This is a genomic window from Kribbella sp. NPDC023855 (genome assembly GCF_040639475.1).
Taxonomy (GTDB): Bacteria; Actinomycetota; Actinomycetes; order Propionibacteriales; family Kribbellaceae; genus Kribbella.
This window is the reverse complement of record NZ_JBFAAA010000002.1, coordinates 309,111-334,799: the sequence shown is the minus strand read 5'-3', so window position 1 is coordinate 334,799 and position 25,689 is coordinate 309,111. Positions and strand designations below refer to the sequence as shown.

The 25,689-nt window shown below is 68.2% G+C and carries 23 protein-coding genes; 14 read left to right on the top strand and 9 right to left on the bottom strand.

From position 1 onward, the window contains the following. Positions 1-10: 10 nt before the first annotated feature. The 3 genes from AB0F51_RS07265 to AB0F51_RS07255 are packed head-to-tail and all read left to right on the top strand — an operon-like array spanning position 11 to position 4,837. Positions 11-2,332 (top strand): glycosyltransferase, encoded by a 2,322-nt coding sequence (locus AB0F51_RS07265; protein WP_360275425.1) that lies wholly within the window; start codon positions 11-13, stop codon positions 2,330-2,332. After that, the gene (locus AB0F51_RS07260; protein ID WP_360275423.1) at positions 2,332-3,162 is read left to right on the top strand and encodes a hypothetical protein; all 831 of its coding nucleotides are present in this window, start codon (positions 2,332-2,334) and stop codon (positions 3,160-3,162) included. The genes AB0F51_RS07265 and AB0F51_RS07260 overlap by 1 nt, the downstream gene beginning before the upstream one ends. Continuing rightward, positions 3,155-4,837 carry a hypothetical protein gene (locus AB0F51_RS07255; RefSeq protein ID WP_360275420.1) on the top strand — a complete coding sequence of 561 codons (1,683 nt, stop codon included), beginning with the start codon at positions 3,155-3,157 and terminating at the stop codon, positions 4,835-4,837. Before AB0F51_RS07260 ends, AB0F51_RS07255 begins: the two co-directional genes overlap by 8 nt. On the opposite strand, the gene AB0F51_RS07250 is transcribed toward AB0F51_RS07255, so the two are convergent. The 4 genes from AB0F51_RS07250 to AB0F51_RS07235 are packed head-to-tail and all read right to left on the bottom strand — an operon-like array spanning position 4,834 to position 8,891. Next, complete coding sequence (locus AB0F51_RS07250; RefSeq protein WP_360275417.1) at positions 4,834-6,318, bottom strand: class I SAM-dependent methyltransferase; 1,485 nt, start codon at positions 6,316-6,318, stop codon at positions 4,834-4,836. The genes AB0F51_RS07255 and AB0F51_RS07250 overlap by 4 nt on opposite strands. Before the next feature lies 1 nt (position 6,319). Beyond that, the gene (locus tag AB0F51_RS07245; RefSeq protein ID WP_360275414.1) at positions 6,320-7,288 is read right to left on the bottom strand and encodes a glycosyltransferase family 2 protein; all 969 of its coding nucleotides are present in this window, start codon (positions 7,286-7,288) and stop codon (positions 6,320-6,322) included. A 23-nt stretch (positions 7,289-7,311) separates the two neighbouring features. Continuing rightward, positions 7,312-8,370 carry a pseudaminic acid synthase gene (gene pseI / locus AB0F51_RS07240; RefSeq protein ID WP_360275411.1) on the bottom strand — a complete coding sequence of 353 codons (1,059 nt, stop codon included), beginning with the start codon at positions 8,368-8,370 and terminating at the stop codon, positions 7,312-7,314. Beyond that, positions 8,367-8,891: a GNAT family N-acetyltransferase gene (locus tag AB0F51_RS07235; protein WP_360275408.1), complete on the bottom strand. Its 525-nt coding sequence runs from the start codon at positions 8,889-8,891 to the stop codon at positions 8,367-8,369. The genes pseI and AB0F51_RS07235 overlap by 4 nt, the downstream gene beginning before the upstream one ends. A gap of 86 nt (positions 8,892-8,977) precedes the next feature. Here AB0F51_RS07235 and AB0F51_RS07230 point away from each other — a divergent pair, with 86 nt between their 5' ends. Further along, on the top strand, positions 8,978-10,540 hold the full coding sequence (locus AB0F51_RS07230; protein ID WP_360275406.1) for a family 10 glycosylhydrolase: 1,563 nt from the start codon (positions 8,978-8,980) through the stop codon (positions 10,538-10,540). On the opposite strand, the gene AB0F51_RS07225 is transcribed toward AB0F51_RS07230, so the two are convergent. Next, positions 10,533-12,797, bottom strand: coding sequence for a hypothetical protein (locus AB0F51_RS07225; RefSeq protein WP_360275403.1), 2,265 nt, complete (start codon positions 12,795-12,797; stop codon positions 10,533-10,535). The two genes, AB0F51_RS07230 and AB0F51_RS07225, sit on opposite strands and share 8 nt — an antisense overlap. 109 nt (positions 12,798-12,906) lie before the next feature. Between AB0F51_RS07225 and AB0F51_RS07220 the strand changes: the two genes are divergently transcribed. The 5 genes from AB0F51_RS07220 to AB0F51_RS07200 are packed head-to-tail and all read left to right on the top strand — an operon-like array spanning position 12,907 to position 16,181. Beyond that, positions 12,907-13,077 (top strand): hypothetical protein, encoded by a 171-nt coding sequence (locus AB0F51_RS07220; RefSeq protein ID WP_360275401.1) that lies wholly within the window; start codon positions 12,907-12,909, stop codon positions 13,075-13,077. A gap of 11 nt (positions 13,078-13,088) precedes the next feature. Continuing rightward, a complete protein-coding gene (locus tag AB0F51_RS07215) occupies positions 13,089-13,340 on the top strand; it encodes an acyl carrier protein (protein WP_360275398.1) in 252 nt (83 codons plus the stop codon). Further along, entirely contained in the window at positions 13,337-14,593 is a 1,257-nt protein-coding gene (locus AB0F51_RS07210; protein ID WP_360275395.1) for a class I adenylate-forming enzyme family protein, read from the top strand. Before AB0F51_RS07215 ends, AB0F51_RS07210 begins: the two co-directional genes overlap by 4 nt. Then, positions 14,586-15,332: an SDR family NAD(P)-dependent oxidoreductase gene (locus AB0F51_RS07205; RefSeq protein ID WP_360275392.1), complete on the top strand. Its 747-nt coding sequence runs from the start codon at positions 14,586-14,588 to the stop codon at positions 15,330-15,332. The genes AB0F51_RS07210 and AB0F51_RS07205 overlap by 8 nt, the downstream gene beginning before the upstream one ends. 39 nt (positions 15,333-15,371) lie before the next feature. Further along, positions 15,372-16,181, top strand: coding sequence for an LLM class flavin-dependent oxidoreductase (locus tag AB0F51_RS07200; RefSeq protein WP_360275389.1), 810 nt, complete (start codon positions 15,372-15,374; stop codon positions 16,179-16,181). Here AB0F51_RS07200 and AB0F51_RS07195 read toward each other — a convergent pair. After that, positions 16,178-16,462 (bottom strand): hypothetical protein, encoded by a 285-nt coding sequence (locus tag AB0F51_RS07195; RefSeq protein ID WP_360275386.1) that lies wholly within the window; start codon positions 16,460-16,462, stop codon positions 16,178-16,180. The two genes, AB0F51_RS07200 and AB0F51_RS07195, sit on opposite strands and share 4 nt — an antisense overlap. A 125-nt stretch (positions 16,463-16,587) precedes the next feature. Between AB0F51_RS07195 and AB0F51_RS07190 the strand changes: the two genes are divergently transcribed. The 4 genes from AB0F51_RS07190 to AB0F51_RS07175 are packed head-to-tail and all read left to right on the top strand — an operon-like array spanning position 16,588 to position 20,718. Next, positions 16,588-18,000, top strand: coding sequence for an MFS transporter (locus tag AB0F51_RS07190; protein WP_360275383.1), 1,413 nt, complete (start codon positions 16,588-16,590; stop codon positions 17,998-18,000). Further along, a complete protein-coding gene (locus tag AB0F51_RS07185; protein WP_360275380.1) occupies positions 17,997-18,956 on the top strand; it encodes a sigma-70 family RNA polymerase sigma factor in 960 nt (319 codons plus the stop codon). Before AB0F51_RS07190 ends, AB0F51_RS07185 begins: the two co-directional genes overlap by 4 nt. Continuing rightward, positions 18,953-20,176: a DUF2786 domain-containing protein gene (locus tag AB0F51_RS07180; RefSeq protein WP_360275377.1), complete on the top strand. Its 1,224-nt coding sequence runs from the start codon at positions 18,953-18,955 to the stop codon at positions 20,174-20,176. The genes AB0F51_RS07185 and AB0F51_RS07180 overlap by 4 nt, the downstream gene beginning before the upstream one ends. Beyond that, positions 20,176-20,718, top strand: coding sequence for a dTDP-4-dehydrorhamnose 3,5-epimerase family protein (locus AB0F51_RS07175; protein ID WP_360275374.1), 543 nt, complete (start codon positions 20,176-20,178; stop codon positions 20,716-20,718). The genes AB0F51_RS07180 and AB0F51_RS07175 overlap by 1 nt, the downstream gene beginning before the upstream one ends. Here the strand turns inward: AB0F51_RS07175 and AB0F51_RS07170 are convergent. Next, a complete protein-coding gene (locus AB0F51_RS07170; protein WP_360275371.1) occupies positions 20,708-21,277 on the bottom strand; it encodes a helix-turn-helix domain-containing protein in 570 nt (189 codons plus the stop codon). The genes AB0F51_RS07175 and AB0F51_RS07170 overlap by 11 nt on opposite strands. A 120-nt stretch (positions 21,278-21,397) precedes the next feature. Between AB0F51_RS07170 and AB0F51_RS07165 the strand changes: the two genes are divergently transcribed. Continuing rightward, positions 21,398-22,888, top strand: a complete 1,491-nt coding sequence (locus AB0F51_RS07165) for an MFS transporter (protein WP_360275368.1) — start codon at positions 21,398-21,400, stop codon at positions 22,886-22,888. 52 nt (positions 22,889-22,940) lie between these two features. Here the strand turns inward: AB0F51_RS07165 and AB0F51_RS07160 are convergent, their stop codons facing one another. Beyond that, the gene (locus AB0F51_RS07160; protein WP_360275365.1) at positions 22,941-23,915 is read right to left on the bottom strand and encodes a GNAT family N-acetyltransferase; all 975 of its coding nucleotides are present in this window, start codon (positions 23,913-23,915) and stop codon (positions 22,941-22,943) included. Positions 23,916-23,957: 42 nt separating this feature from the next. Then, on the bottom strand, positions 23,958-25,661 hold the full coding sequence (gene argS, locus AB0F51_RS07155; protein ID WP_360275362.1) for an arginine--tRNA ligase: 1,704 nt from the start codon (positions 25,659-25,661) through the stop codon (positions 23,958-23,960). Between the last annotated feature and the right edge of the window lie 28 nt (positions 25,662-25,689).

Below are 25,689 nucleotides of genomic sequence, written 5' to 3'. Positions count from 1 at the left end.
TACTGCAGTTTTGACGCCGCGGCTGAGCGTGATTGTGCCGTTCTACAACGTCGGGGAGTACATCGGCGACTGTCTCGAGTCGATCGCTCTGCAGACCTTCGCCGACTTCGAGGCGATCCTGGTCGACGACGGGTCGCCGGACGACAGCGCGGCGATCGCGAAGGACTTCTGCCAGCGCGACTCCCGGTTCCGAATCGTCGAGCAGGACAACCAGGGACTCGGTCCGGCCCGCAACACCGGCGTCCGGGAGGCCCAGGGCGACTACCTGACCTTCGTCGACAGTGACGACCTGGTCAGTCGGCACGGCTTCGAGCGACTGATCCGGACGCTGGACGAGACCGGGTCCTGCCTGGCCGGCGGCAACGCGCGGCGGTTCAACAACAGCGCGGGCGTCCGGCCGTCGTGGATCCACCGGCTGCCGTTCGCCACCGACCGGATCGCGACGCACGTGATCGAGACACCGGACCTGATCCTCGACCGGATGGTCTGGAACAAGGTCTACCGGCGCTCCTTCTGGGACGAGCACGGCTACGAGTTCCCCGCCATCCGCTACGAGGACTATCCGGTCACCCTGCGGGCACACCTGGACGCGGTCACCGTCGACGCCCTCGCCGCGCCCGTCTACTACTGGCGCGAGCGGGAGTCGGGCGAGTCGATCACCCAGCAGAAGTTCCAGTTCGGCAACCTGGCCGACCGGGTGACCTCGGCGGAGCTGGTGCTCGACCTGATCGACTCCGGCCAGCCCGGTCTGGGGGAGATCAGGCGACGGGTGCACTCGCACCTGACCCAGATCGACATGCTGACGCTGATGATGGCGTTCGGCACCGTGCCCGAGGAAGAAGAGCAGAACCTCGTCCTGCTCGCCTGCCGTCTCCTGGACCGGCTGGACCCGTCCGTGCTCACTCGTGCCCACGGCTACGACCGGCTGCAGCACGCTGCTCTGCGGGCGGGCGACGTCGACCTGCTTCGCCGGCTGGCGCACTTCCGGCACGAGGGCGGTCTGCGGGGCGGCGCCCGGGCTCTGCGGAAGCCAGGCCGGCGGCGGCAGTTCGAGCACAACTACCCGGGCGTCCACGAGGCGAACACGGCGATTCCCCGCTCGCTCTACCAGTTGCCGACGCGTGAGCTGACCCTGGCGACCACCGTCCAGCACGTCGCCTGGCGGGACGGCGGCCTGTCGATCAAGGGCACCGCCGAGATCCGTCACCTGGCGACCGACGCCTCCTCGACGTTGCGGATCGCGCTGGTGATCGCCGGCGCCGAGACACCGCTCGCAGTACGCCGGTACGACGCGACCGACTCGCACGGCGACACCGCGCCCGTCGGGTTCGAGGTGCACCTCGACAAGCCGTTGCTGGCCAAGCTGGCCGACACGGGCGCGCCCGCGCACTTCGCAGTACGGATGAAGTCTGGGAAGGCGCGGCGAGAAGGCAAGTTGCGCGGACAGAAGGCCGGTAGCCCAGGATGGCCGCCCGGTAGCTGGATCGGCCCCAACAGTTGGGTGCAGCCCGGCCCTGCGCCCGACGGAGCCTTCGTACTGCGCCGGATGGTCGACCCCTGCCGCCTGACCTCGGTCGAGCAGTTCGAAGACGCCCTCGTACTACGGGGTCGCGTGCCGGCCACAATGGAAGACCCCAAGCTGCAGCTGACCAGGCCGTTGTCGGGGCAGGACCAAGTGCTGTCGGTGGAGTTGTCGAGCGACGGGCGCTTCAGCGTGCGGATCCCTTATGCGCCGATCATCGCGGAGACGAACCCGGACGACCCGTTCAGCCAGCGCACCACCTGGGCGTTCCGGCTGGTGGGCAGCGACGGCACCGAGAAGCTGTTGCTCTGGACGGCCGAGGAGCAGGCCGCCAACCACCTGGAACAGGGCCGGCTGGTTTCCCTGACCCGCTCGACCGGCGGTTACGTCAACCTGCACGAAGGACCGGCCCGGCTGATCGCCGAGCGGGCCCTGTTTGTTGCTGAGAGCAATGAGTTGCGGATCAGTGGGCCGTCGACCGATGTCACCCACACCTTCAGCTGGCGGCGGTACATCGACGACTCGGACGACCACCTGGATGTCACCTGCCGCAGTACGCTGTGGGACGGGCAATGGACGGCGGCGGTGAAGTTGCCGGCGCTGATCCCGGCCAACCCGGTCGCGCACGCGGTCGATCCACTGGCCAGCCTGGCCGACTGGGTCCTGTTCGCGGTCGCCGAGGACGGCTCGGCACAGGCCGTGCAGTGCGAGCCGTTCCTGGCCGGCCGGTTGCCGTTGGTGGTCGACCAGAACGGTCACACACTGGGTGTGCGGCCGCACGCAGGCACTCTTCACGTCGAGGTTCGCTGATGCATCACCACAACCACTACTACGGTCAGGCGCACATCCTCGCCCGGTATGCCGGTCTGGACGACGAGCAGCCGCCACGACTGCGCGGCTACCTCCAGCATGGCTGGAACATCGGCGACGGCTGGAACCCGGTGCACGAGTTCTTCGACGGCGCCTGGCGCTTTACCTGGAGCGATGCGCCCCGGCGCCGCGGGCACGCGCTCGGCCGACGGAACTACCACAGCATCGGCGCGCCCTTCCTGTATCTGCTCGACCTCGAACCGGAGCTCGGCGTCGTGCCGGAGGAGGAGCGCGAAGGCACGCTCTGGTTCCTCTTCCACGGCTGGGAAGGCGGCAAGATCGAGGGCGACCACAAACGCCTGATCGACGAGATCCGCGAGACCGAGCCCGGCCCGGTCACGTTCAGCCTGTACTACACGGAGTACGACCGGCCGGAGATCCGGAAGTCCTACGAGGACGCGGGGTTCCGGGTGGTGTCCTTCGGGCGGCGCGGGTTCTCCTACGAGGGCACCGACCGGCGGTTCCTCTACAAGCAGCTGGTCGAGCTGCGCAAGCACAAGCGGGTGGCGGCCAACCGGCTGTCCACCGCGGTCTTCTACGGGATCGCCGCCGGTTGCGAACCGGCCGTGTACGGCGACCCGATGCAGATGGCCGGCGAGAACCCGCTCTTCGGCGGCGAGGCGCGGATCGCGCGGCTGTGGCCGGAGATGCTCGGCAAGGAGATCGACCTGGCGGCCGCGCGGGCGACCACCGACCTGGAACTCGGCGTGCCGTGGATGATGCCACCGGCCGAACTGCGGATGTTGTTCGATTGGAGAGAGCGTGTCTGACCACCAGCTGGCCGTCGAGGTGGTTCGCGGAGAGATGCAGCCGTGGAGCGACTACCAAGGCAAGCGCCAGGCTGTCGGGGGACCGGTACTCCGGGCCCTGCTGGACGACGTACTGCCGGCTGACGCTCGCACCCTGATCGTCGGCCCGCATACGGCCGACCTCGTCGCTGCTGTCCTGGCCAAGGCGTCATCGGCAACCATGCTGGTCCGCTCGGTCTCCGACGCTTCCTCGTTGGCAGAACAGTTCCCCGACCTGCAGGTGATCGCCGGAGCCCTCGACGGCCTCACCGGTACGCCGTACGAGACCGTGGTCGCCGTCGACGGGCTGGACCGCGTGCTGGGCTACGACAGCGACGACCTGAGCTGGCCCCAACGCCTGGACGCCCTGGCAGCCCTCTGTACGCCGGAAACCGTGCTGGTGCTGGGTCTTGAGAACGAGTTCTCCCTCACCGCGTTGCTGGACAGCCGCCCGTCGCCGGAACGCCACGGCGACGACGAATGGCGCCCCCTCCACGACGACCCGACCCGCCCGGTCTCCCCAGTACAACTAGCCTCCGAACTAGCCCGAGTCGGCCTGCCCCTGCACTCGGTCTACGCCACCTACGCCGACAAGACCCTGCTAGCAGTAGACGTCGCAGCAGCCGCCCGCCCCGGCACCCTTCCAGCCCGCCTAGCAACCGAGGCACTGGAAGCAACGGACACCCCACTCCTCACCCCCATCGCAGAAGCCGCAGACACTGCGGCCCGAGCAGGCCTACTAGCCTCCACCTCCACAGGCTGGCTGGCGATCACAGCCGCTCCCAGCCAGCACGACATCTACACCGAGACCGGCCCAGTCATCCTCACCGCCACCCGCACCCCCACCGGCTGGACCACAGCTGTCGCCGGCGCCCCGGCTACCGCCCCGCTTTCAGCGGGTGCTGTTTCCTTCGACGTTTCGGCTGTCTCTTCTGTGGTTCCCGGCGGGAGCAGCGTCGAGACGCTTCTCCTTCGACTTGCTGCTGCTGAGGATGTGCCGGCGTTTCGTGCGCTCGCTGGACGGCTTGGCGAGTGGGCGTCGGCGCAGAGCGGGCGGGTGGTCTTGCGATGGGACGACATCGTCGTCGACGGTGACTCGTTTGCGTTTGGCGTGTCTGGTTGGGTGGCTGACGCCGAGCGGGGAGAGCTGCTGGCGGCCGCTTGGCAGCGGTTCCACGCGCGGTTGATCGAGAGCCACCGGCGCCACCCGTGGCCGCCGTGGATGGTGGGGGACGATCTCGTCACCGCCTGGCTCGGCATGTCCGGCGCACCCGACCAATCAGTTGCCCGAGGCAAGGAGATCGCGGCCGCGTTGTCCGTAGCCCTTGGCAAGGTGGAGACGCAGACTCCCGACGTACGGACCGCTCTGGCTGATGCCGAGCGTGCCAAGCAGGAGTTGTTCGAGCTGAAAGGCCACGTCTTCGGGCTCGAGCGCACGCTCGGATTCCGCGACAAGGCGCTCAAGACCCGCGAGGCTCGGCTGCGTGACCTGCGGCTCCAAGTCCAGAAGGCCAACGCCGAACGCACCCGCTTCCGCAACTCCCGCGCGTACGCCGCCGCCACGCTGATTCGCAAGGCGGCGACCATCCGCAACCCGCGCAAGTTCGCCTACAAGGTCAAGCGCCGGCTCAAGAAGAAGCTCGGCAACAGGTTCTAACGACGGGCGATCAGCAACTGGTGCGTGTCCGGCCACTCGACGGCTTCACCCGTGGGCGTACTGAGTGAGGCAACCGGCGCGATCCGGTTGTCGATCACCCAGTCGTTGCGCCACGCCTTCGAGGCGGGGTCGACGGTGAAGCCGGCCCGGGTCGCGACCGCCGACCAGCCGGCGAAGTTGAGTCCGCAGAACTGCTCGTGGGTCTCACTCAGCCAGTTGTCCACGTAGTCCTTGCGGGTCAGGAAGTCCATCGCGTCCGCCAACCGGAGCACCAGCTTGCCGTCGCGTTCGGAGTACTCGAACGGCACCGACGCGTTCCGCCGGAAGTCCTGCGCGAACTGGAAAAACCGAGCCCGCGTGGACAGCTTGGAGATGTACGCCGCCGGATCCGCCAGCGCCTCCAACTCCACCGGCCCCTCCGGATTCGACCCGTCGCTGTCGTCCAGTTCCAGTACTACGCTCCGCTCCGGCTCGGCCGGACCGCAGACATCGGAGTTCACCCAGACGCCGCCGGGCGCGGTGTGGGCGAAGAGCGCGTCGGCAAAGCGCTGCACGGTCTCCGGCCGCGACCCATCGGCGTACGACCAGATCTCGTGCGTCAGCGCCAGCGTGAGCGTGGTGTCGATCGACCGGGCGGGGAAGACGGCGGAGCCGAGCATGTTGCGCTGGTAGAAGTAAACGTTCGGGTTGTGGAAGAGCCCTTGCTCCTTCTTGTGCACGCATTCGGCGTACAGGTGCCGGGCGACCTCGACGCCGATCAGGTCGGACTCGTGAAAACGCGGGTCGTTGTCGACCAGTTGCAGCGTGGCGCCGGTCGCGCAGCCGATGTCGAGGATGCGCCCGGGCCGGACGAAGTCCTTGATCTGCTGCCACTTCCGGTCGGCCGCGGTCTCGAAGGCGTCCGCGTAGGTCTTGTAGTCGCGGGTCGTGGTCAACCCGCCGTCGTCGCCGACCACCGGGTCGTTGACGCACCGCCGGAGGTGCGCGTCCAGGTGGTACCGGTCGAACACGTCGACCGTCGCCGGATGCGCCAGCTGCCGCCACTCGTTGTTGCCCGCGGCAATCATCAGCAGGACGTCCCACGGCCGCGGCTGGTCCTCGGGCTCGACCCCGATCACCTGGTAGCCGAGTTGCTCGTACAGCTTGGCGACCTCGGGCGTCGAACAGGCGACGACGGTGTTGCCCGGATCGAGCTGCACCTGGTCGTCGGTCCCGGCCTCGACCGCCTTGATCGTGACGTCGGCGAAGTCGTCGGTCGGTGGCGTGTCCACCACGCCGATCACCAGCGACCGGATGCCGACCGCCACGCTGAGCCGTTCGATCGCGGCCTCGCGCCGGTCGAAGGGCACCGGGTTGCGCTTGGTGGTGTGGTGGTTGGCCGACGTCACCGCCCAGACGATCGTCGCGTCGTACCGGCGCAGGAACTCCGCCTGGAACCGGGTGAGGACGTGGTGCCGCCCGGGAAACAGCAGGTACTCCATGTCAGTCCTCACGCTTGATGTCGGGCTCGCTGGTGATGTCGGGGTGGGCGTCCACGTCGGTGCGCTCGCGGATCACGTACGTCGGCCGGCCCATCGCCCCCGAGTGCAACCGGCCGATGTACTCACCCAGGACGCCGAGCGCGAGCATCTGCGCGCCGGAGAACAACGCGACCATCGACGCGATCGTGGTGAACCCGGCCACCGTGGTCGCACCCGTCACGTACTTGACGATGATCACGCCGAACAGCCCGACGCCGAACACCGCGCAGATGAAGCCGAGATAGCCGACCAGCCGCAGCGGCTCCACCGAGTACCCGGTGATCAGCGTCAGCGCGTGCTTCATCAGCATCCAGGTCGTGTAGTTCGACTGGCCGACCGTGCGCGGATCCATCCGGACGGTGGTCTGCGCGATCCGCGTGGTCGACCAGGACAGCGCGACGTCCACCGAAGCGTGCGGCCCGTCCAGCCCGTCGAACCCGTCCCGCAGGAAGGTCCGGAAGGCCCGGAACGCGCTGATCGACCGGGCATCCCGGACCGCCATCGCGGACGCCAGCGCGCCCTTCACCAACCGCGACGAGAAGCTCCGCGCGAACCCGTGCTCCTCCTCGGCCGGTACGCCGTACACCAGGTCGACGTCGTCGGTCAGTGCCCGCAGCAGCACCGGCACCTGATCAGCGGGGTGCTGCAGATCGTCGTCCATCGTGACGACCACCTCGTACCGCGCGTTCCGCACGCCGGCGATCAACGCGTTGTGCTGGCCGTAGTTCCGGGCCAGCCGCATCGCCCGGGCCTGGGGGTACTTGTTCGCCAGCTCGCTGGCGACCTGCCAGGTGTCGTCCGGGCTCCCGTCCACCACCAGCACGATCTCGAACCCGCTGGTGACCGTGGGCAGCACCTGGACCAGGTCGTCGACCAGTTGGGGCAGGGTCGCGGCCGATCGATAGCACGGCACGACTACGGAGACGAGCACGACCAGACCTTTCGGGACGGTAGTTAGAGAAGATCCCAGGTCAAAGGGCTACCGGCCGGGGCGTCGGTACGGAAGGGACGGCCTTCGACGGTACTGAAGGCATCCGGCGGCAGACCACCGGCGGGCCGGACCGAGCGAACGTTGTCGGGCCCGACCTTCTCGCCCGCCTTGACGTCGCGGGTGACGTAAAGGGAACGGCGAAAGCGCAGAACATTCTGCTCGGCTTGCTTCGGCCCGATGACCGGCTCGCCCAGTGCCAGCTGTGCAACGCGGGTGGCTTCGACCAGCGCCTTCATCTCGTCCGGCTCCAGGGAGAACGCGGAGTCGACGCCGCCGTCGGCACGGGAGAGGGTGACGTGCTTCTCGATGACCGTGGCGCCAAGAGCCACCGCGGCGATCGAGGCGCCGATGCCCATCGTGTGGTCCGACAGACCGACCTGGACGCCGAGCGCGTCGCGCAGTACCGGGATGCCGCGGAGATTCGACTGCTCCGGTGGGGCCGGGTAGCTCGCGGTGCAGGACAGCACGACGATCTGCTCGTTGCCGGTGGACCGCGCCGCGCGCACCGCCGCGTCGATGTCGGTCAGCGTCGCCGACCCGGTCGAAATGATGATCGGCTTGCCGGTCGCGGCCATCGCGCGGATCAGCGGCAGGTCCCCGATCTCGTTCGAGGCGACCTTGTACGCCGGGACGTTCAGCTTCTCCAGGAACTCGATCGCCGTCGGGTCGAACGGCGACGAGAAGGCCAGCATGCCGAGGGAGTTGGCCAGCTCGAACAGCGGCTCGTGCCACTCCCAGGGCGTGTGTGCCTCGTTGTACAGGTCGTAGAGACGAGCGCCGCCCCACAGCTCGTGCTCGGCCGGCAGCCGGAACGCGGGCAGGTCGACGTCGAGGGTGATGGTGTCCGCGGTGTACGTCTGCAGCTTCAGCGCGTGCACGCCGGTCTCCGCCATCGCCCGGACGATGTCCTTGGCCCGCTCGAGTTCGCCGTTGTGGTTGCCCGACATCTCGGCGATCACGAACGGCTGGTGCTCCGGCCCGACCGGGACGCCGCCGAAGTCGATGGTCCGGGTCGTGCTCATCTGGTCTCCTTCGGCTTGCGCCGGTTGTCCTTGGTCAGCTTGATCGGCAGCACGACGAGGTCGCGCCCGTCGGCGTACCGGTACTCCGGCTCGCCCTCGGTGAACCGGAACCGCCGGTTCATCTGCCGTACGACGGTGTTGTGCTCGAGCACCTCACCGGTCAGCTCGTCGAGGCCGAGGGTGTCGAAGGCGTAGCCGACGGCCTCCTTCATCACCTCGATCCAGGCGGGCAGCGTCTCGCCGCGCTCGGCCAGCCCCTCGGCGTCGAGGAAGAACCCCCAGGCTCCGGTGCGCGGGGAGGCGTCGAGCTCGAGGTCGAAGAAGTTCACCACCCCGGCGGTCCGGCCCTCGCGGTCGTAGATCAGCACGCGGCGGGCGGGATCGATGCTCGCCTTGGCCCACCACGCGGCGTGCTCCGCGGCAGAGATCGCGTGCGCGGTCAGACTGACATCGCGGTTGGCCTGCTGGTTCCGCAGGGCCCGGATGGTGTCGACGTCGTCGTCCGTCGCCTGGCGCAGCATGGCCCAACCGTACCGACCTCTTCTGTGCCCGGCCCAACTGTGTAACTATCTTTCGAATCAGCCTACGAGTTCAGTCGGAGAGTGACATGAAAGCCTGGCGGATCGTGAGCCTCCTCACCGCGTCGGCCTGCCTGCTGGCCGGCGCCCTCACCAGTACGGCGACCGCCGCGCCACCGGCCGGCGAGACCGCTTCCTCCTGTACTGCGAACCCGCAAACGCCGCTGCGGCAGTTCCGGGCCAGCTGGGTCGCCTCGGTGGTGAACATCGACTGGCCGTCGAAGACCGGGTTGACGGCCGAGCAGCAGAAGACCGAGCTGATCGGCTGGCTCGACGACGCGGTCCGGCAGCGCCACAACGCGGTCATCCTGCAGATCCGCCCGACCGCCGACGCCTTCTGGCCGTCGAAGGTCGAGCCGTGGTCGCAGTACCTGACCGGCACGCAGGGCGGCGACCCGGGCTACGACCCGCTGGCCTTCGCCGTCGCCGAGGCGCACAAGCGCAACCTGGAGCTGCACGGCTGGTTCAACCCGTACCGGCTCTCGATGGGCACCAACCTCAACGCGCTGCTGCCGACGCATCCTGCCCGGCTGCACCCAGAGTGGGTGGTGACGTACGGCGGCAAGCTCTACTACAACCCGGGCATCCCCGCCGCGCGCAAGCTGGTCGAGGACGCGATCATGGACGCCGTCGCGAACTACGACCTCGACGGCGTGCACTTCGACGACTACTTCTACCCGTACCCGGTGGCGGGCCAGGTCTTCGACGACGCGGCCACCTATGCGCAGTACGGCGCCGGCTTCCCGACCCTGGCCGAGTGGCGGCGGAACAACATCAACCTGTTGATCCAGGAGCTCCAGCAGCGGATCAAGGCGGCCAAGCCGTGGGTGAAGTTCGGTGTCTCGCCGTTCGCCGTCTGGCGCAACAAGGCGACCGACCCGCAGGGGTCTGACACCACTGCCGGCGTGCAGACGTACGACGACCTTGCGGCGGACACCCGGCGCTGGGTGCGGGAGGAGTGGATCGACTACATCGTCCCGCAGGTCTACTGGGCGGGCGGATTCGCTCCTGCCGACTACAACAAGCTGGTGCCGTGGTGGGCCGAACAGGTCCGCGGCACCGACGTTCATCTCTACATCGGCCAGGCGACCTACAAGGTCGGTACGTCGGCGCAGTCGCCCGACTGGTCGGACCCGAAAGAGTTGAGCGATCACCTGGCCTTCAACACGACAGTACCTGAGGTGAAGGGCGACATCTTCTTCTCTGCCAAGGATGTGCGCGCGGATCGCCTTGGCGCGACCAGCCTGCTCAACAGCACGTGGTACACGCGTCCGGCCTTGCTCCCGGCGATGCCGTCGCTCGTCTCGCGTGCGCCGCTGCCGGTTCACGCGTTGCGGTCGGACCGGACCTCCACCGGCGTCCGGCTCCAGTGGACGCCGACCTCGGCCAACACCACGTCGTACGCGATCTACCGCCGCGACGTGACCGCCGGCGACTGGTGTCCCGACAACGACGCGCGCAACCTGCTCGCCACCCAGCGCGGGACGACCTTCGTGGACACCACAGCCGTCGACGGCCACCGCTATCTCTACACGGTGACCGCCCTGAACCGAGCCGCCGTGCAAAGCATCCCCATTCCCACCTTCAGCTGACTGGGGTCCGTGAAGGAGTACCGCCCGGCGGCTGCGACGGAGAGCCGCCGGGCGTTTGGGGCGCCTGGGGCGTCGGCGTGGGGACTGGGAAGAGCTGGTAGACGCGGACAGTGCCGTAGTGGAAGCGCAACTGGGTCAGCCGCTCGAGCAGCTCCGGGGGTGTGCCCACGCGCTCGTCGGCCAGCAACCACTGCACGCCGTACTGCGTGCGCAGCGTCTCCAGCACCTCCCGGGTCGGCGCGGTGAAGGCCTCGTCGTTCAGTCGCCGCCGCTCGGGATTCCAGAAGGCACCCTGGACCTTCTCGTCCGCCGAGTAGCTGTCGTCGACGCGTTGGGTGTATGCCCAGCCCTCCACCAGCACCCGCCGTTCGGCGTACCCGGCGAGCCAGTAGGACCCGGTCAGGCAGCGATCCACGCCCGCCTGCCGGCAGTGGATGTTCGTGGCGATCAGGTCGTTCGGCCCCGAGTTCCGCCGGATGAATCGTGCCGCCTCGATCCCACCCGGCGCGATCGACTCGTACGCCGTCAGCGGGGTGGTGGCGAACTCGTCCAGTGACTCCAAGGTCGGCGACACCGTCATGCCCAGCGCGACCCCAACCCCGACCACTGCCCACAGCTGCCGCTTCAGGCGTCGCGACAACACCAGCACGCCGGCACCAATGAGCGCGATGACCAGCGCCACCACCAACGGCTGTGCGAAGCAGTTCGCAGTCGTACACGAGTCGTCCGAGCGGTAGCGCCCCCAGGAAATCGCGGCAGCTCCGATCAGCAGCGCCGGCGCCGCGACGTAGTACTGCTTGCGGTCGAGTGAGCCGAGACCCCAGGTGGCCAGCAGTACTCCGTAGATGAAGCCGCTGCGGGCGAAGAAGACCTGGGTCTGGCCGCCGTCGTACAGCAGGCCGGCCGCGACGACCGAGCTGATCAGGCTGACCAGCATCAGGACAACCATCGGATCGCGTGGCACGCGCCGGCGGATCAGCACGGCACCAGCAGCAGGCAGCAACCAGCCGAGCGCCACGATGACTGCGATCGCCACCAGGGCCGCGGTGGTGTGCTGCTGCGTCATCACGTCCATCATGTGCCGGAAGGTCTTGGCGGGCTGGAACTCGACGTTGGACCGCTTGCCGCGCAGTACGACGAGGAACATGAACCCGTACCAGCCTGCGACACCCGCACCGAGTGCGAGCGCCCGCAGGTTAGGCCGACCGGCCCGCACCGTGAGGTAGACCCACGCGGCGGCCAGCCCGACGGCGTACACCGGCAGGGCGGACGCCTTGGTCGCGGAGAGAGCGGCGATGAGGATGCCGGCCGCCACCAGCAGGGCAGTGACCTGCGCACGCGTCTGCGTCGGTTTGCGGCGCAGCAACAGGGCAGTGACCGCGATCAGCGGCAGCATCAGCACTGTGGAGAAGGCCTGTGACGGATGGGAGAACTGCCCCATCGAGAAAGGACTGTCGTTGAACAGCCGGGAATCGACGGCCCAGGGCCAGGCAGTGAAATCTCCTGCGGCCACCGTGAGCCCGGCAGCGATCGGCGCCGCCACAGCGCGCCCTGTCAGCACGACCCCGACCGCCGCGGCGCCGAGAACCGTCAACAGGAGAAAGGCGAACGGCGCCATCCGGTGCGTCAGTACGTCGAGCTCCACGCTGGTGATCCAGTGCGCCGAAGCCAGGTGGTCGTAGACGGCGAAGTGGCTGGTGAGGGGTCGGCCGGACGCGTACGGAAGCTCCGGTGGGAAGTGATGAGTCAGCTCACCGGCGAGCGCCAGGTTGCGCGCCGCGTCGGAGTCCGAGCGCAGGGCCGCGGGCCCGTCGATGGGGATCAGTTGCGAACCGACCCGGACGAACCAGGCCGCGACCACACCAACGGCGACCATCACGCCGGCCATCGCCCACCAGGGCGTGTGTTTCACCGGCACGGCGCGCTTCGGGATCGCGCGGAAAACACCCATTGCGAGGGCCGGCATCACCAGGGCGGCCAGCGGGATGTCGAAGTACCGGCCGATGGGATAGATCAGCGCCTCGACCGCGAGACCGAACGCAGTACCGAGGGCCGCGTCGACGGTGAACCAGCCGGTGCCGCCGGTCAGCCGGCGCCAGAACAGCGTGCCGGGGACGCCGATCACCAGCACCAGATAGACCAGGTACGCCGCGGCCATCCAGGGGGCGTGGTCCTGCAATGCGATGAACCAGGCGAGCGGAAGCACGGGCAGGCTCACCATCGCGGCAAGGCGCATCGCCCGTCCTGGTCTCGTCATACGGTCCTCTCGCTCGCGTCCTGAGCCGTTTACCGACCGACTTCGCGCCCTTACACTGAGTAGGCGAACTCCCTATTGTCCGTCACACAGCGCACGGGAGGTCACGGTCATGGCTGCCCAGCATATTGCGGGACTACCGGTCGAAGAGGTGCTGCTCGCCGCGTCCGCGGCCGCCGCCCCGATGCTCGCACTGATCGGCTGGGAGATCCGGGACCGGCTCCGCCGGGTGCGCCGAAAACTTTCCAGCGCCAGCAACGAACCAGATCCCGCTCCGCGCTAGGCTCTGTGGTCATGGCTGAGCTGACGCGGGAGCAGATCCGGGACCTGATGGGAGCGGTGCTGAAAGCGCAGGGCAAGACGCTGCCGGCCGACGACGAGGCCGACCTGCGGGAGATCGGCTTCCGGTCCCTGGACTTCTCCGAGCTCGCGCTGCGGGTGGAGGACGAGATCGGCGACGAGCTGAACTTCGACGCGCCGGGGCTGCGCCAGATCGCCAAGGTCGGCGACGTGCTGGACTTCATCGAGCAGCTCCAGTCGGCGTGACCACGCGGCGCCGGTCCACCGCCCTGATCGGGGACGACAACACCGTCGTCGCCGGCGGCAAGACCGTGACGTGGCGGACCCTGCACAAACTGCCGCAGCTGCCCTCGCCGGCCGCGGTCCTGGTCGACAACGGTGCGGACGCGCTGGCCGCCGTACGGCATCACGCCGTGCACGGCACCGAGTTGCTGGTCGCGACCACCTCGCGCGTCGACCTGAGCATGCGGGAAGAGCTCGCGGCCTCGGGCTTCGCGATCGTCATCGCCAAGGGCGACGAGCACTCCGTCGAGCCCGCGAAACTGAAGCGGGTGGAGGAATCCGGCCGCGCCTGGCTGCTCACCTCGGGTTCGACCGGCCGCCCGACGCGCATTGGCCACACCCTCGAGTCGCTGACCACGGTCACCACCCAGCAGCAGCCGCGCACCTGGCTGCTCCCTTACTCGCCGGGCACCTACGCCTGGTGGCAGGTTGTGACGATCTCGCTCACCCAGGCCGACCAGGGCCTGGTCGTGATCGAGCCGTCCGAGCTGGAGATCTGGCCGTCGATCGCCGCCGAACACGGCGTCACCGCGGCCTCCGGTACGCCGACCTTCTGGCGCCAGACGATCTACCGTGACACCGAGGCGCTCGCCAAGGTGCCGCTCGAGCAGATCACCCTGGGCGGCGAACCGGTGGACCAGACCATCCTCGACCGGCTGCGCGACATCTTCCCGAAGGCGCGCGTCTCGTGGATCTACGCGTCCTCGGAGGTCGGCGCGTCGATCGTCGTCCACGACGGTCTGGCGGGTTTCCCCAAGGCCTGGCTGGATCGCAAACCGGATCCGGACGACGAGCGCCCGATCCTCTCGGTCGACGGCGACGAGCTGGTGATCACGTCTCCGCACCACGGTGCCGGGATGGACGGTGCCGTCCGGACTGGCGACCGGGTCGAGTTCGCCGGTGACCGAGTGCTGATCACCGGCCGGCTGGACAGCGACGAGATCAACGTTGGCGGCTCGAAGGTGTCGGCTGGTGTGGTCCGCAACGTCCTGATGGCCCATCCGGGTGTCGCCTGGGCGCGGGTGTTCGCCCGCAAGGCGCCGCTGGTCGGCCGGATGGTCGCCGCCGAGGTGGTGGCGAACCCCGACATCGGGCCGATCACCGACGAGGACCTGGTCCACTGGTGCTCGCACCGGCTGCCGGACTACGGCGTACCGCGGCGGATCAAGTTCCTCGCCGAGATCCCGCAGAAGGAGACGTTGAAAAGCGATGTCTGACGCTCTCGGAGTACCGCCGTCCTCGGTGGTGCTCGTCTCTGGTGGTTCGCGCGGTCTCGGACTGGCGATCGTCACCGACCTGCTCGCGGGCGGCGTGAAGGTTGCGGCTTTCGCGCGGACGGTGACCGCCGAGCTGATGGCGCTGGCGGCGAAGTACCCGGATCATCTGCACGTCGGTTCAGTAGACGTGAACGACGCGAAGGCGACGCAGGCGTTCGTCAAGGAGGTCGAAGAGAAGCTCGGCCCGATCGACGGGCTGGTGAACAACGCCGCCGTCGGTCAGGACTCACTGCACGTCCACACGTCGGCCGAGCAGCTCGCCGGCATCATCCAGACGAACCTCACCTCGCCGCTGATCCTCACCCGGTTCGTCCTCCGCCGGATGCTGGCCAAGGGCCTGAAGGGCCGGATCGTCAACGTCACCTCGATCTGCGCACAACGCGGCTACCCGGGGCTGGTCGCGTACTCCGCGACGAAGGGCGGTCTGGACGCGGCGACCCGGTCGATGGCTCGCGAGCTGGGCGGTCGCGTGCTGGTCAACTCGGTCGCGCCCGGCTTCTTCGCCTCGGAGATGTCGGCCGTCCTCGGCCAGACGCAGCTCGACCAGATCGTCCGCCGCACCCCGACCGGCCACCTGACCGAGCCGGAAGAAGTCGTCCCGGTGGTCCGCATGCTGCTGCTCGACAACACCAACATCAACGGCCAGGTCCTGGTCATCGACGGAGCCGCTTCGATCTAGCGCTGCTTTTTGTCGGTGCCGGTGGGTAAGAAGGCCGGTATGAAATACGGAGTGATCTTGCCGGGCGGCGATGCCGCCGAACAGCTGGAACAGGCCGTCCTCGCCGAGGAGTCCGGATGGGACGGCGTCTTCGTCTGGGAAGCGCCGTACGGCGTCGATGCGTGGGGACTGTTGTCGGCGATGGCCGTGCGGACGTCGCGGGTCCGGCTCGGCACCATGCTGACCCCGCTACCGTGGCGCCGCCCCTGGAAGCTGGCCAGCCAGGTGGTCACGCTGGATCAGCTGTCCAACGGCCGTGCCATGCTCGCGGTCGGCGTAGGAGCGCCCGACTTGGTTGTGGGCCGCGAGGAGGTGGATCTGCGGACTCGCGCGGAGATGATGGACGAGGGCATCGACCTGATGCGTGAGCTGTGGGCCGGCCGGTTCAACTATCACGGCAAGTACTACGACTTCGAGTCCGACCATCCCGACAACGTGCTGAGCATCGGCCGGCCGGTTCAGGAGCGGATCCCGATCTGGGTGGTCGGCGTCTGGCCGCGTCCCAAGTCGATGCGCCGGGTCCTGCGATGTGACGGCGTGCTCCCGCAGTACTCCACCGGCGAAGGAAGCCCGGCCGAGCTCCTGGAGCTACGGACCTGGCTCACCGAGCACGGCGCGCCGGCGGAGCTGGACGTGGTGGCCGAGGGCGAGACACCGACCGACGACCCGGCAGCGGCAGCGGCCCAGGTCGTCCCCTGGGCCGAAGCCGGTGCCACCTGGTGGCTGGAAACCCGCTGGGGAAATCCCCAGCACACCCCCGAACGAATGGACCAGGTCCGAGCCCGCCTGGCCGCCGGGCCACCCCGCTAGGCGGGGACGTACGAACCGATCAGGGTGGACTCCTCGCGGTCGGGGCCTTCGGCGACGCGGTCGCCGAAGGTGCGCTGGAACTCCTGGAAGGCGGCCAGTTCGGTCAGGCCGTCGCCGTCGACCACGTGGACGAACGTGACGCCGTCGGCCAGCCGGAAGCTGCTGTAGGTCAGTCCCGCCGGTGCCTCGGTCGCCAGTTCGGCGAACACCTTCTCGATCAGGCGCTGGTTCTCGTCGGCCGCTTCCGGCTTGGTCCGGTAGCGGATCACTGCTGAACTCATGAGTACTCCTTCGCAGGTTGCTGTCACTACTACAGACCGCGCGGAACACCCGAACTCATCGCACCGATGAGTTCGGGGTCCGGCCGCTGTCAGTACCTGTGACAGCGAACCTCTGGAGGACCCTCGTGAGCAGCAAAGTACGAACGACCGGTGAGCAGCGCTGGGTGCTCGGCCTGGCCTCGATCGGCTCGGTGATGGTGGCGCTCGACGCGCTGGTGGTCGCCGCCGCGCTGACCACCATCCGGCACGACCTCGGCGCGGGCGTCGAGGAGCTCGAATGGACAGTGAACGCCTACAGCCTGAGTTTCGCGATGCTGCTGCTGACAGCAGCGGCACTCGGCGACCGCTGGGGACGCCGCCGCACCTTCGCGGCCGGGCTGGCCCTGTTCTCAGTGGCGTCGGTCGGCTGCGCGCTGGCCACCTCGGTGCCGATGCTGATCGGTGCCCGGGCTCTCCAAGGCGTCGGCGCGGCCGTGGTGATGCCCCTGGCGATGGGGCTGCTGGGCGCCGCGTTCCCGCCCGAACGGCGCGGCTGGGCGATCGGCATCTTCAGCGGACTCACCGGCCTGGCCGTCCTGGGCGGCCCGATGATCGGCGGTGCCATCACCGAAGGGCTCGCGTGGCAGTGGATCTTCTGGATCAACGTGCCCGTCGGCCTGATCGCGATCCCGCTGGTGCTCAGCAAGATCCCCGAGAGCCATGGTGCCGTTCGCCGGCTGGATCCGCGCGGCGCTACCCTGATCACCTTGGCGGTTCTCGGTCTGGTCTGGGGTGTCGTCCGGGGCGCGATCGCGGGCTGGTCCAGCCCGGAGGTGGTCGGGTCGTTCGTCCTCGGAGCCCTTCTTCTGCTGGGTTTCCTGGCCTGGGAGAAGCGTGCGCCCCAACCGATGGTGCCGCTGAGCTACTTCCGCATCCGCGCGTTCTCGGCCGGCAACGCGGCGGGCTTCTTCCTCACGGCGGCACTGTTCGGGGCGGTCTTCTTCCTGGCCCAGTTCATGCAAGTTGCCTTCGGCTCCGGTCCGCTCGAGGCAGGCCTGCAGTTGCTGCCCTGGACGGCCACGCTCTTCCTGGTCGCGCCGATCGCCGGCCGCCTGGTGGACAGGATCGGTGAACGCCCGCTCGTCTTCACCGGCCTCGCTCTGCAAGCGGTCGGCATGTTCTGGATCAGCCAGGTCAGCAAAGGCACACTCCAGTACTCCGACCTGGTGCTGCCCCTGATCGTCGCCGGCTGTGGTGTCTCGATGGCGATGCCGGCCACGCAGAGCGCGAGTGTCGGTGCGCTGCCGCGGGAGGCCGTCGGGATCGCGTCCGGCATCTACAGCATGATGCGGCAGCTCGGCGGGGTTGCCGGAGTCGCAGTACTGGCTGCTGTGTTCGCGAGTGCCGGGGGATACGAGTCGTTCGCCAGCGGGTTCAGCCGGGCGTTGGCGATCTGCGGCGTACTGTCGTTACTCGGAGCGCTTGCCGGACTGGGGATCGCGGTGCGACGCAGTACCGGCGTGGCTGTGCAGTTGGAGCCGGTGGAGGAGATGAGATGAACCTGGAGGACGAGTTCGCGCAGTACCGGGGTGAGCTGGTCGCACACTGCTACCGGATGCTCGGCTCGTTGCATGACGCGGAGGACGCCGTCCAGGAGACGTACCTGCGGGCCTGGCGGGGGTTCGCGGACTTCGAGCAGCGGTCCTCGGTCAAGACGTGGCTCTACCGGATCGCTACTCGGGTCTGCCTAAACGCCATGCAGCACAGCAGCCGCCGGATGGTCCCGTCGGCATTGGGGGCTCCAGGCACCGACCCGAACGACCTGGAGCCGCATTCACTGGAGACCAGCTGGCTGGAGCCCTTCCCGGACCACCTGCTGAGCAGCGACCCGGCACAGGTGGTCGGGACTCGGCAGAGCCTCCGGCTGGCGATGGTGGCGGCACTGCAGCACCTGCCGCCACGGCAGCGCGCAGTACTGATCCTGCGGGATGTTCTTGCCTGGCAGGCGTCCGAGGTGGCTGGGTTGCTCGAGACGACGACCGCTGCGGTCAACAGCTCACTGCAGCGGGCTCGTGCGGAGATGGCCAAGCTGGCACCGGCCGAGGACGAGTTCAGCGAGCCAGAGGAGCCGGTACGCCGTGCCCTGCTCGACCAGTACGCCAAGGCGTTCGAGCACGCCGACCTGGTCACCCTGGAGGGGTTGCTGACCCAGGACACCCGGTGGGAGATGCCGCCGATCCCGACCTGGTTCAGCGGGCGTGCCGACGTCATGCGGCTGCTGGCGGCAAGAGTGGCGCCGGGGGAGGGCCTGCGGAGGTTGGTGCAGACGTCTGCGAACGGGCAGCCCGCGTTCGCGCTGTACGGGCGCGGGCGGGACGGGATCTTTCATGCCCACTCGATCAAGGTGCTGACCGTGACCAAGGCCGGCGTGTCCGCGGTGATGGCCTTCCACAAGCCGTCGCTGTTTCCCTCATTTGGGTTGCCTCTCGACTGGATGCCAGACTCTGCGGAGTGATCGACCAGGAACTCCAGCAACTGCTGCCGTCGGCCGCGGCTGCCGTCTCTCGCGACGACAGCCAGGCCGACGCCTCGGTAGTCGACGACTGTCTGGCGCGACTGGGCGGGTACGACGAGGTCGACCAGATGCAGGTCGATCGCACCCTCCAGACCTTCCTGCAGATGCTCACCCGGTCGGCGTGGGAACGCGGGTGGACGCCTGGGGATGTGGTTCAGCACGCTCGTCGCCGCCTGGAGCCCGGTGTCGAGCCGCTCTTGCTCGCCGTGATCGCCTCCGAGCACCGTGCTTATGAGGAGCCGGCGATCGACCCGCGCTGGCTCGACCAGCTGACCGACTTCGGAATCGTCCCCCCGTACGCCGAACTGCAGCTGACCACTTGGGCGGCCGGCCAGCGACTGGGTCGCTACCTGACCCTCCACACGGCTCTCACCGTCGCCGGCTTCCTCCAGTCGCTGCCAGGACTCGCAAGACTCTTCCCCTTGCCCGGTACTCCGGCGCGGGCACGCACGTCCGTCGTACCGAATGACAAGATGCTGGCGCGTATCAGAGCCCTGCTGGCAAAGGCAGAAGCGACTGATTTCCCCGATGAGGCAGAGGCGTTGTCGGGCAAGGCGCAGGAGCTGATGGCGAAGTTCTCGCTCGACCAGGCGCTGGTCGACGCCGATCCCGAGCTGGACCTGCCCGATGACTCCGGCGCCCGGCGGATCTGGGTCGAAACCCCTTATGTCTCGGCGAAAGCACAACTCGTCGGAGCCGTTGCCTCCGCCAACCGATGCCGTACGGTCTCGGTCGAGCAGCTCGCGATGGTGACGATCGTCGGCGCGGAGCTCGACCTGCAACTGACCGAGTTGCTCAGTACTTCGCTGCTGGTCCAGGCAAATCGCGCGATGCTTGCCGCTGGCAAACACATCGGGCATCGGGGTGAGTCGCGGACCAGGTCGTTCCGGCAGTCGTTCCTGATGGCCTATGCGCAGCGCATCGGCGAGCGGCTCCAGGCCACGACGGAGGCCACGCAGGCCGCAGTACCGGCTGAGGATGCTGATCGGTTGCTGCCTGTGCTGACCCGGCGCGAGGAGCAGGTCGAAGCGTTGTTCACCAAGCTGTTCCCGGAAACGGTCACCCGGCGGACCAGGATCACCAACGGCGCCGGCTGGGCCGCCGGTCTGTCTGCGGCCGACCAGGCCCAACTGCAAGCCCGCCCCCAGGTGCGTCGCTGATGCCGGCTGTCGAGCAGACCAGCATCCCCGGTCTTCTGCATGTCGAGCTGGATGTGCTGGAGAACCCGCAGGGGTGGTTCAAGGAGAGCTTCCAGCAGGCGAAGCTGACCGAGCTCGGCTTTCCCAAGGTCGAGTTCGTGCAGAACAACGTCGCCTACACGACCGAGATCGGGATCACCCGGGGCGTCCACGCGGAGCCCTGGGACCGGTACATCTCACCGGCGCTCGGGCGGCTCTTCACCGCGATCGTGGATCTGCGCGAAGGACCGGCCTTCGGCCGGCTGGAGACCTTCGAACTCACGCCCGGGCAGGCGATCTTCCTGCCGGAGGGTTGCGGGCACGCGTTCTGCACGCTGGAGCCGAACACGGTCTACACCTACTTGCTCACTCAGCACTGGACGCCGGAGGCGCGGCGGACGGTGCTGAACCTCTTCGATCCGCAGGTCGCCGTGCCGTGGCCGCTGCCCAGGGGCGAGTTGCAGTACACCGAGGTGGACGCGACCGCGCCGTACCTGGACGCGGTGACTCCGATCAGGGTCTGAGGCCGGCTAGAACGATGTCGAGCAGGCGGTTGGCCTGGTCGGGCTCCATCTCGCGGCCCATGGTGATCCCGCCGACCAGCCGCAGGATGTCCATCAGCTGCAGCTCCTGGCGGACCGAACCGTCCGCCTTCGCCGCGTCCAGCAGCAGGTCACCGGCCTCGCGGACGTTCACCTTACAAGCCGTGAAGAACTCCGAGTCCTTGCCTAGAGCAACTGTCAGCTCGCCGGCCAGGCTCTTCTTCGAGATGCTGTAACCGACGAAGCTGCGCAGCCAGGCGGCCAGCGCGTCGAACGGCGCGAGTTCCTCGTGAAAGTTGTACGCGCGGTTGCAGACCGACTGGATCTCGTCGATGTACACCGCTTCCAGCAGCGCGGTCCGGTTCGGGAACCTCCGGTACAGCGTGCCGATCCCGACCCCGGCCCGGCGGGCGATCTCCTCCAGCGAGGTGTCCGTGCCGTGCTCGGCGAAGGCCTCGCGGGCGGCGCTGACCAGCAGGTCGTAGTTCCGGGCGGCGTCGGCCCTGGTGGGCCGCCTCGTCGGCAGTGGTGTCGAGGTCATCCGGCCCTCCTCGGAAAATCGCTTGAAAAACGGAGGAGGCCTCCGTATGGTGATCCGGAGGAGCGCTCCACTTCATCGAAATCCACTCTAGCCCCTCCGGGGTAAGGAGCAAGTCACACTATGTCGGCAACATCCGCGGCGCCGGGCGCCGCCAGTACCGGTACGCCCGCGCGGCGGCCGGGGGTAGTCCTCGCGGTCATCCTGATCACCCAGTTGATGGTGATCCTCGACGGCACCGTGGTGAACATCGCGATGCCCAAGATCCAGCACGCGCTCGACTTCAGTCCGTCCAGCCTGTCCTGGGTCCAGAACGCCTACGCGCTCGCCTTCGGAGGTCTGCTGCTGCTCGGTGCCCGGGCCGGTGACCTGCTCGGTCGTCGCCGGGTCTTCGTCACCGGCGTCAGCGTCTTCACCGCCGCGTCCCTGCTCGGTGGTCTCGCCCCGAACGCGGAGCTGCTGCTGGCGGCTCGCGTTCTCCAGGGCATCGGTGGTGCCATCGCGGCCCCGGCCGCCCTGACCCTCCTCATGCTCACCTTCCGCGAAGGTCCCGAGCGCCTGAAGGCTCTGGGTCTGTACAGCCTGGTCTCCTCCGGCGGCGCTAGCGTCGGCCTGGTCGTCGGCGGCATGCTGACCGACTGGGTCTCCTGGCGCTGGGGGCTGTTCATCAACGTCCCGATCGGCATCGGCCTGGTGTTCGCGGCCCGGCAGGTGCTGTCCGAGACGCCGCCCGAGAAGGGCAAGTTCGATGTCGCCGGCGCGCTCACCTCGACGCTCGGCATCACCTCGATCGTCTACGGGTTCATCCGGGTGGCGGAGGTCGGCTGGACCTCGGCCGAAGTGCTCGCCGCTTTTGCGGTCGGCGTGGTGCTGCTGGTCGCATTCGTCCTGATCGAGCGCCGGGTGAGCCACCCGATCGTCCCGCTGCGGCTGTTCGCCAACCCCGACCGGGTGGCGGCGTACGTGACCATGCTGTTGCTGGTCGGGACGATGTTCGGGATGTTCTTCTTCCTCACTCAGTACATGCAGGGGGTGCTCGGCTTCAGCCCGCTGCAGGCCGGCCTGGCCTTCCTGCCGCTGACCGGTCTGCTGTTCACCTCGTCGCGGATCGTGCCGCGCCTGCTCGGCCGGATCGACGGCGGCAAGCTGATGATCACCGGCTCGGTGTCGGTCCTGATCGGCATGCTCTGGCTGACCCGGGTGTCCGAGGACACCAGCTACCTGGGTGGAGTGGTCGGTCCGCTGCTCCTGTTCGGCCTGGGCGCCGGGATGGTCTTCATCCCGCTGACCGGTCGCGCACTCGACGGCGTCCAGCCGGAGGATGCCGGTGCCGCCTCCGGCATGCTGAACGTCCTGCAGCAGGTCGGCGGCGCCCTGGGCCTCGGCATCCTGGTCACGATCTTCGGTACTGCGAGCCGCAACTCCGACGCAGCCTCGAGGATCCCCGCCGAACGGGCCCGCGAGATCCTCACCGACGGCGTCCACGCAGCGTTCATCGGCTCGGCGATCTACGCGACCCTCACGATGGCGGTCATCATCCTCAGCGTCCGCCCATGGACCCGCCGCAGCCCTGCGGTGCCGGTCGCGATCGAGGAAGTCCCGGCAGTGCACTAACCGTGATGGGAGCCGGTGCGGCAGTACTCACTGCCGCACCGGCCACCACCGCTCAGGTCAGCGGCAGGCGGTAGGTGATTGACTGCGCGTGCTGCTGGAAGCCGAGGCGTTCGTAGAGGCCGAGGGCGCCGGTTGGGTTCTCGGCGTCGACGCCCAGCGAGGCACGCTTGAACCCGGACTGCTCGGCCTGCCGCATCAGCGCCGACAACGCGACCGCGGCGAGTCCGCGGCCTCGATGCGAGCGGACCGTCCCGACCTGGCCCACGTACACCTCGCGGATCCCGGTCGCGGCGGTGTCGGCCTCGTACTCGTACCCGATCGCGTACGCGACGATCTGCTCGCCGTCGAGCACGAGATGGCTGACCCCGCCCCGGAACGCGCGTGACCCGGTGAACCACAGCTTCCAGGTGTCCTCGTCCTTCGGGGTCGAACCCCAGTGGTCCAGGAAGACCTCGTTGTGGGTCAGCCGCAGCGCTTCGTCGTACTCCGGTCCGAAGGGCACCAGGCGCAGCCCGTCCGGTACGTCGACCACCGGGATCGGCGAGTCGAAGGTGCGCTTGAGCTCGAAGAAGTACCGGCACTCCTCGAAGCCGAACGAGGTGAACAGGGCCGCGGCGCCGGTGTTGGTGCTGATCACCGAGGAGTTGAGCTCGGCCTCGGCCTCCGGGTGGTGTTCCTCGTGCAGTTCCCGGGCGCGGCTGATCATCCAGGTCATCAGCGCCGTGCCGAGGCCGCGACGGCGCCAGGCCGGCCGGACCGCGGAGTCGGTGTTGAGCCGGTCCACGTCGAGGAGGTTCTTGCGCCTCAGGACGACGCCGTAGGCGACCATTTCGCCGTCCACCCAGAGCCCGACCGTGTCCAGCTCGGCCTTCAGTGTCGGGTTGCTGAGTTCCTCGATCAGGTCCTCGGCGTCGTAGTACTCCTCACTGCCGTCGGCCTTCTGGACGTCGGTGAGCAGCTTCGACCACTCGACCGCGTCGCTCTTCTCGATCGGCCGCGCCTCAACCCACTCCGGAAATGTCGCCATGCGACGAAGGTAGGTTCCAGGTGGCGCCCGGGCACCTCATTTTCACATCGCGTCGGGCGCAGTGATGCCCAGCAGACCCAGGCCGTCGTGCAACACCGTCCGGGTCGCCGCACACAACGCCAGCCGGCTCGACCGAACCTCCCCGGTGCTGCTGAGCACCGGGCAGTTCTCGTAGAAGGCAGACAACGCGCTGGCGACCTCGAACAGGTAAGTACAGAGCCGATGCGGCTGCAACGTCTCAGCAACCTGTACTACGCAGTCGCCGAAGCCGGCCAGGAGCAAGGCCAACCGCTGCTCGGCGGGCTCCTCGAGCACAGTCACCCGACCAGGAACCTCATCCGCCTTGGCGAGCAACCGCGACAACCGCGCGTGCGCGTACTGCAGATAGGGCCCGGTGTTGCCGTTCATCGCAACCATCCGGTCGAGATCGAACACGTAGTCGTTGATCCGGTCACTGGACAGATCGGCGTACTTGATCGCCCCGATCCCCACCGCCGCGGCAACTTGGGCCCGTGCCGACTCGTCCAGCGACGCCCGTTCGTCGAGTAGTGCTCTCGCCCGCGCGACTGCGCCGTCCAGCAACCAAGCGAGCCGCACGGTGCCGCCGTCCCTGGTCTTGAACGGTTTCCCGTCCTTGCCCAGAACGGTGCCGAAGGCAACATGTTCCGCCGGAACGTGGTCCGGCAACCAGCCCGCCGCCCGGCAGAGCGCGAAGATCTGCTGGAAGTGCAGCCCTTGCCGATGGTCGACGACGTAGACGATCCGGTCCGCCCGCAGGTTCTCGATCCGATGCCGCACCGCGGCCAGATCCGTCGCGCTGTATCCGAAACCGCCGTCGGACTTCCGTACGATCACCGGCAACGGCGACCCGTCCCGCCCGGCAAACCCTGGCAGGAACGCGCACAACGCGCCTCCCGACTCGGTCAGCAGCCCAGCGCTCAGCAGATCGTCCACAACAGCCGGCAGCCGATCGTTGTAGGCGCTCTCGCCGACCACATCGTCCCTGCTCAACGGGGACCCGAGCTGGGCGTAGATCCGGTCGAACTCGGCCAGCGACACCTCGACCATCTGCCGCCAGATCGCCAGCGTCTCCTCGTCGCCCGACTGCAGCAGCACGACCCGGGCCCGGGACAGCTCGACAAAGTTGCTATCAGCATCGAAATGCTTCCGGCCCCGTTGGTAGAGCTGCTGCAATCCCTCGATGTCAAGGGATTCCACCGCCAGCCCCTCGAACAGCACCTGCTCGACCATCATGCCGAACTGGGTACCCCAGTCACCGACGTGGTTCTGCCGGATCACGTCGTAGCCGACGTACCGCAGTACGTTGTGCAGCGCGTCGCCGATGACGGTCGACCGAAGATGGCCGACGTGCATCTGCTTGGCGACGTTCGGCTGCGAGTAGTCGACCACCACCCGCTCACCGCGCGGTGCGAAGGTGACCGGATCGTTGACGCCGGCGGCCAGGACGGACGGCAGCAAGGTGAGATTGACGAAACCCGGTCCCGCGATGGCGGGAGGCTCGCAGAGCCCGGTCAGGTCGAGCGCGTCGACCAGCTGCTGGGCGACGACGCGCGGCGGCTGCCCGAGCGACTTCGCGAGCCGCAACGCGAGGTTGGTCTGGAAGTGACCGAACTCGGGCTTGGTCGCCGCCCGCAGCTCAGGATCGAGCCCGCCGTACTGCGGGCCGAAGGCGGCCGTGACGGCGTCGGACAGTTTGGTGGACAGCACAGGCAGGACTGCGGACATGGCAGAGGGTCCTTCGAACGAGGCACTG

Bases quoted from the DNA above. Each gene is read 5' to 3' on its own strand.
- AB0F51_RS07260 (WP_360275423.1), top strand. From the start codon at position 2,332: ATGCATCACCACAACCACTACTACGGTCAGGCGCACATCCTCGCCCGG.
- AB0F51_RS07250 (WP_360275417.1), bottom strand. From the start codon at position 6,318: ATGGAGTACCTGCTGTTTCCCGGGCGGCACCACGTCCTCACCCGGTTC.
- pseI (WP_360275411.1), bottom strand. From the start codon at position 8,370: ATGAGCACGACCCGGACCATCGACTTCGGCGGCGTCCCGGTCGGGCCG.
- AB0F51_RS07235 (WP_360275408.1), bottom strand. From the start codon at position 8,891: ATGCTGCGCCAGGCGACGGACGACGACGTCGACACCATCCGGGCCCTG.
- AB0F51_RS07230 (WP_360275406.1), top strand. From the start codon at position 8,978: ATGAAAGCCTGGCGGATCGTGAGCCTCCTCACCGCGTCGGCCTGCCTG.
- AB0F51_RS07225 (WP_360275403.1), bottom strand. From the start codon at position 12,797: ATGACGAGACCAGGACGGGCGATGCGCCTTGCCGCGATGGTGAGCCTG.
- AB0F51_RS07220 (WP_360275401.1), top strand. From the start codon at position 12,907: ATGGCTGCCCAGCATATTGCGGGACTACCGGTCGAAGAGGTGCTGCTC.
- AB0F51_RS07215 (WP_360275398.1), top strand. From the start codon at position 13,089: ATGGCTGAGCTGACGCGGGAGCAGATCCGGGACCTGATGGGAGCGGTG.
- AB0F51_RS07205 (WP_360275392.1), top strand. From the start codon at position 14,586: ATGTCTGACGCTCTCGGAGTACCGCCGTCCTCGGTGGTGCTCGTCTCT.
- AB0F51_RS07200 (WP_360275389.1), top strand. From the start codon at position 15,372: ATGAAATACGGAGTGATCTTGCCGGGCGGCGATGCCGCCGAACAGCTG.
- AB0F51_RS07195 (WP_360275386.1), bottom strand. From the start codon at position 16,462: ATGAGTTCAGCAGTGATCCGCTACCGGACCAAGCCGGAAGCGGCCGAC.
- AB0F51_RS07185 (WP_360275380.1), top strand. From the start codon at position 17,997: ATGAACCTGGAGGACGAGTTCGCGCAGTACCGGGGTGAGCTGGTCGCA.
- AB0F51_RS07175 (WP_360275374.1), top strand. From the start codon at position 20,176: ATGCCGGCTGTCGAGCAGACCAGCATCCCCGGTCTTCTGCATGTCGAG.
- AB0F51_RS07170 (WP_360275371.1), bottom strand. From the start codon at position 21,277: ATGACCTCGACACCACTGCCGACGAGGCGGCCCACCAGGGCCGACGCC.
- AB0F51_RS07165 (WP_360275368.1), top strand. From the start codon at position 21,398: ATGTCGGCAACATCCGCGGCGCCGGGCGCCGCCAGTACCGGTACGCCC.
- AB0F51_RS07160 (WP_360275365.1), bottom strand. From the start codon at position 23,915: ATGGCGACATTTCCGGAGTGGGTTGAGGCGCGGCCGATCGAGAAGAGC.
- argS (WP_360275362.1), bottom strand. From the start codon at position 25,661: ATGTCCGCAGTCCTGCCTGTGCTGTCCACCAAACTGTCCGACGCCGTC.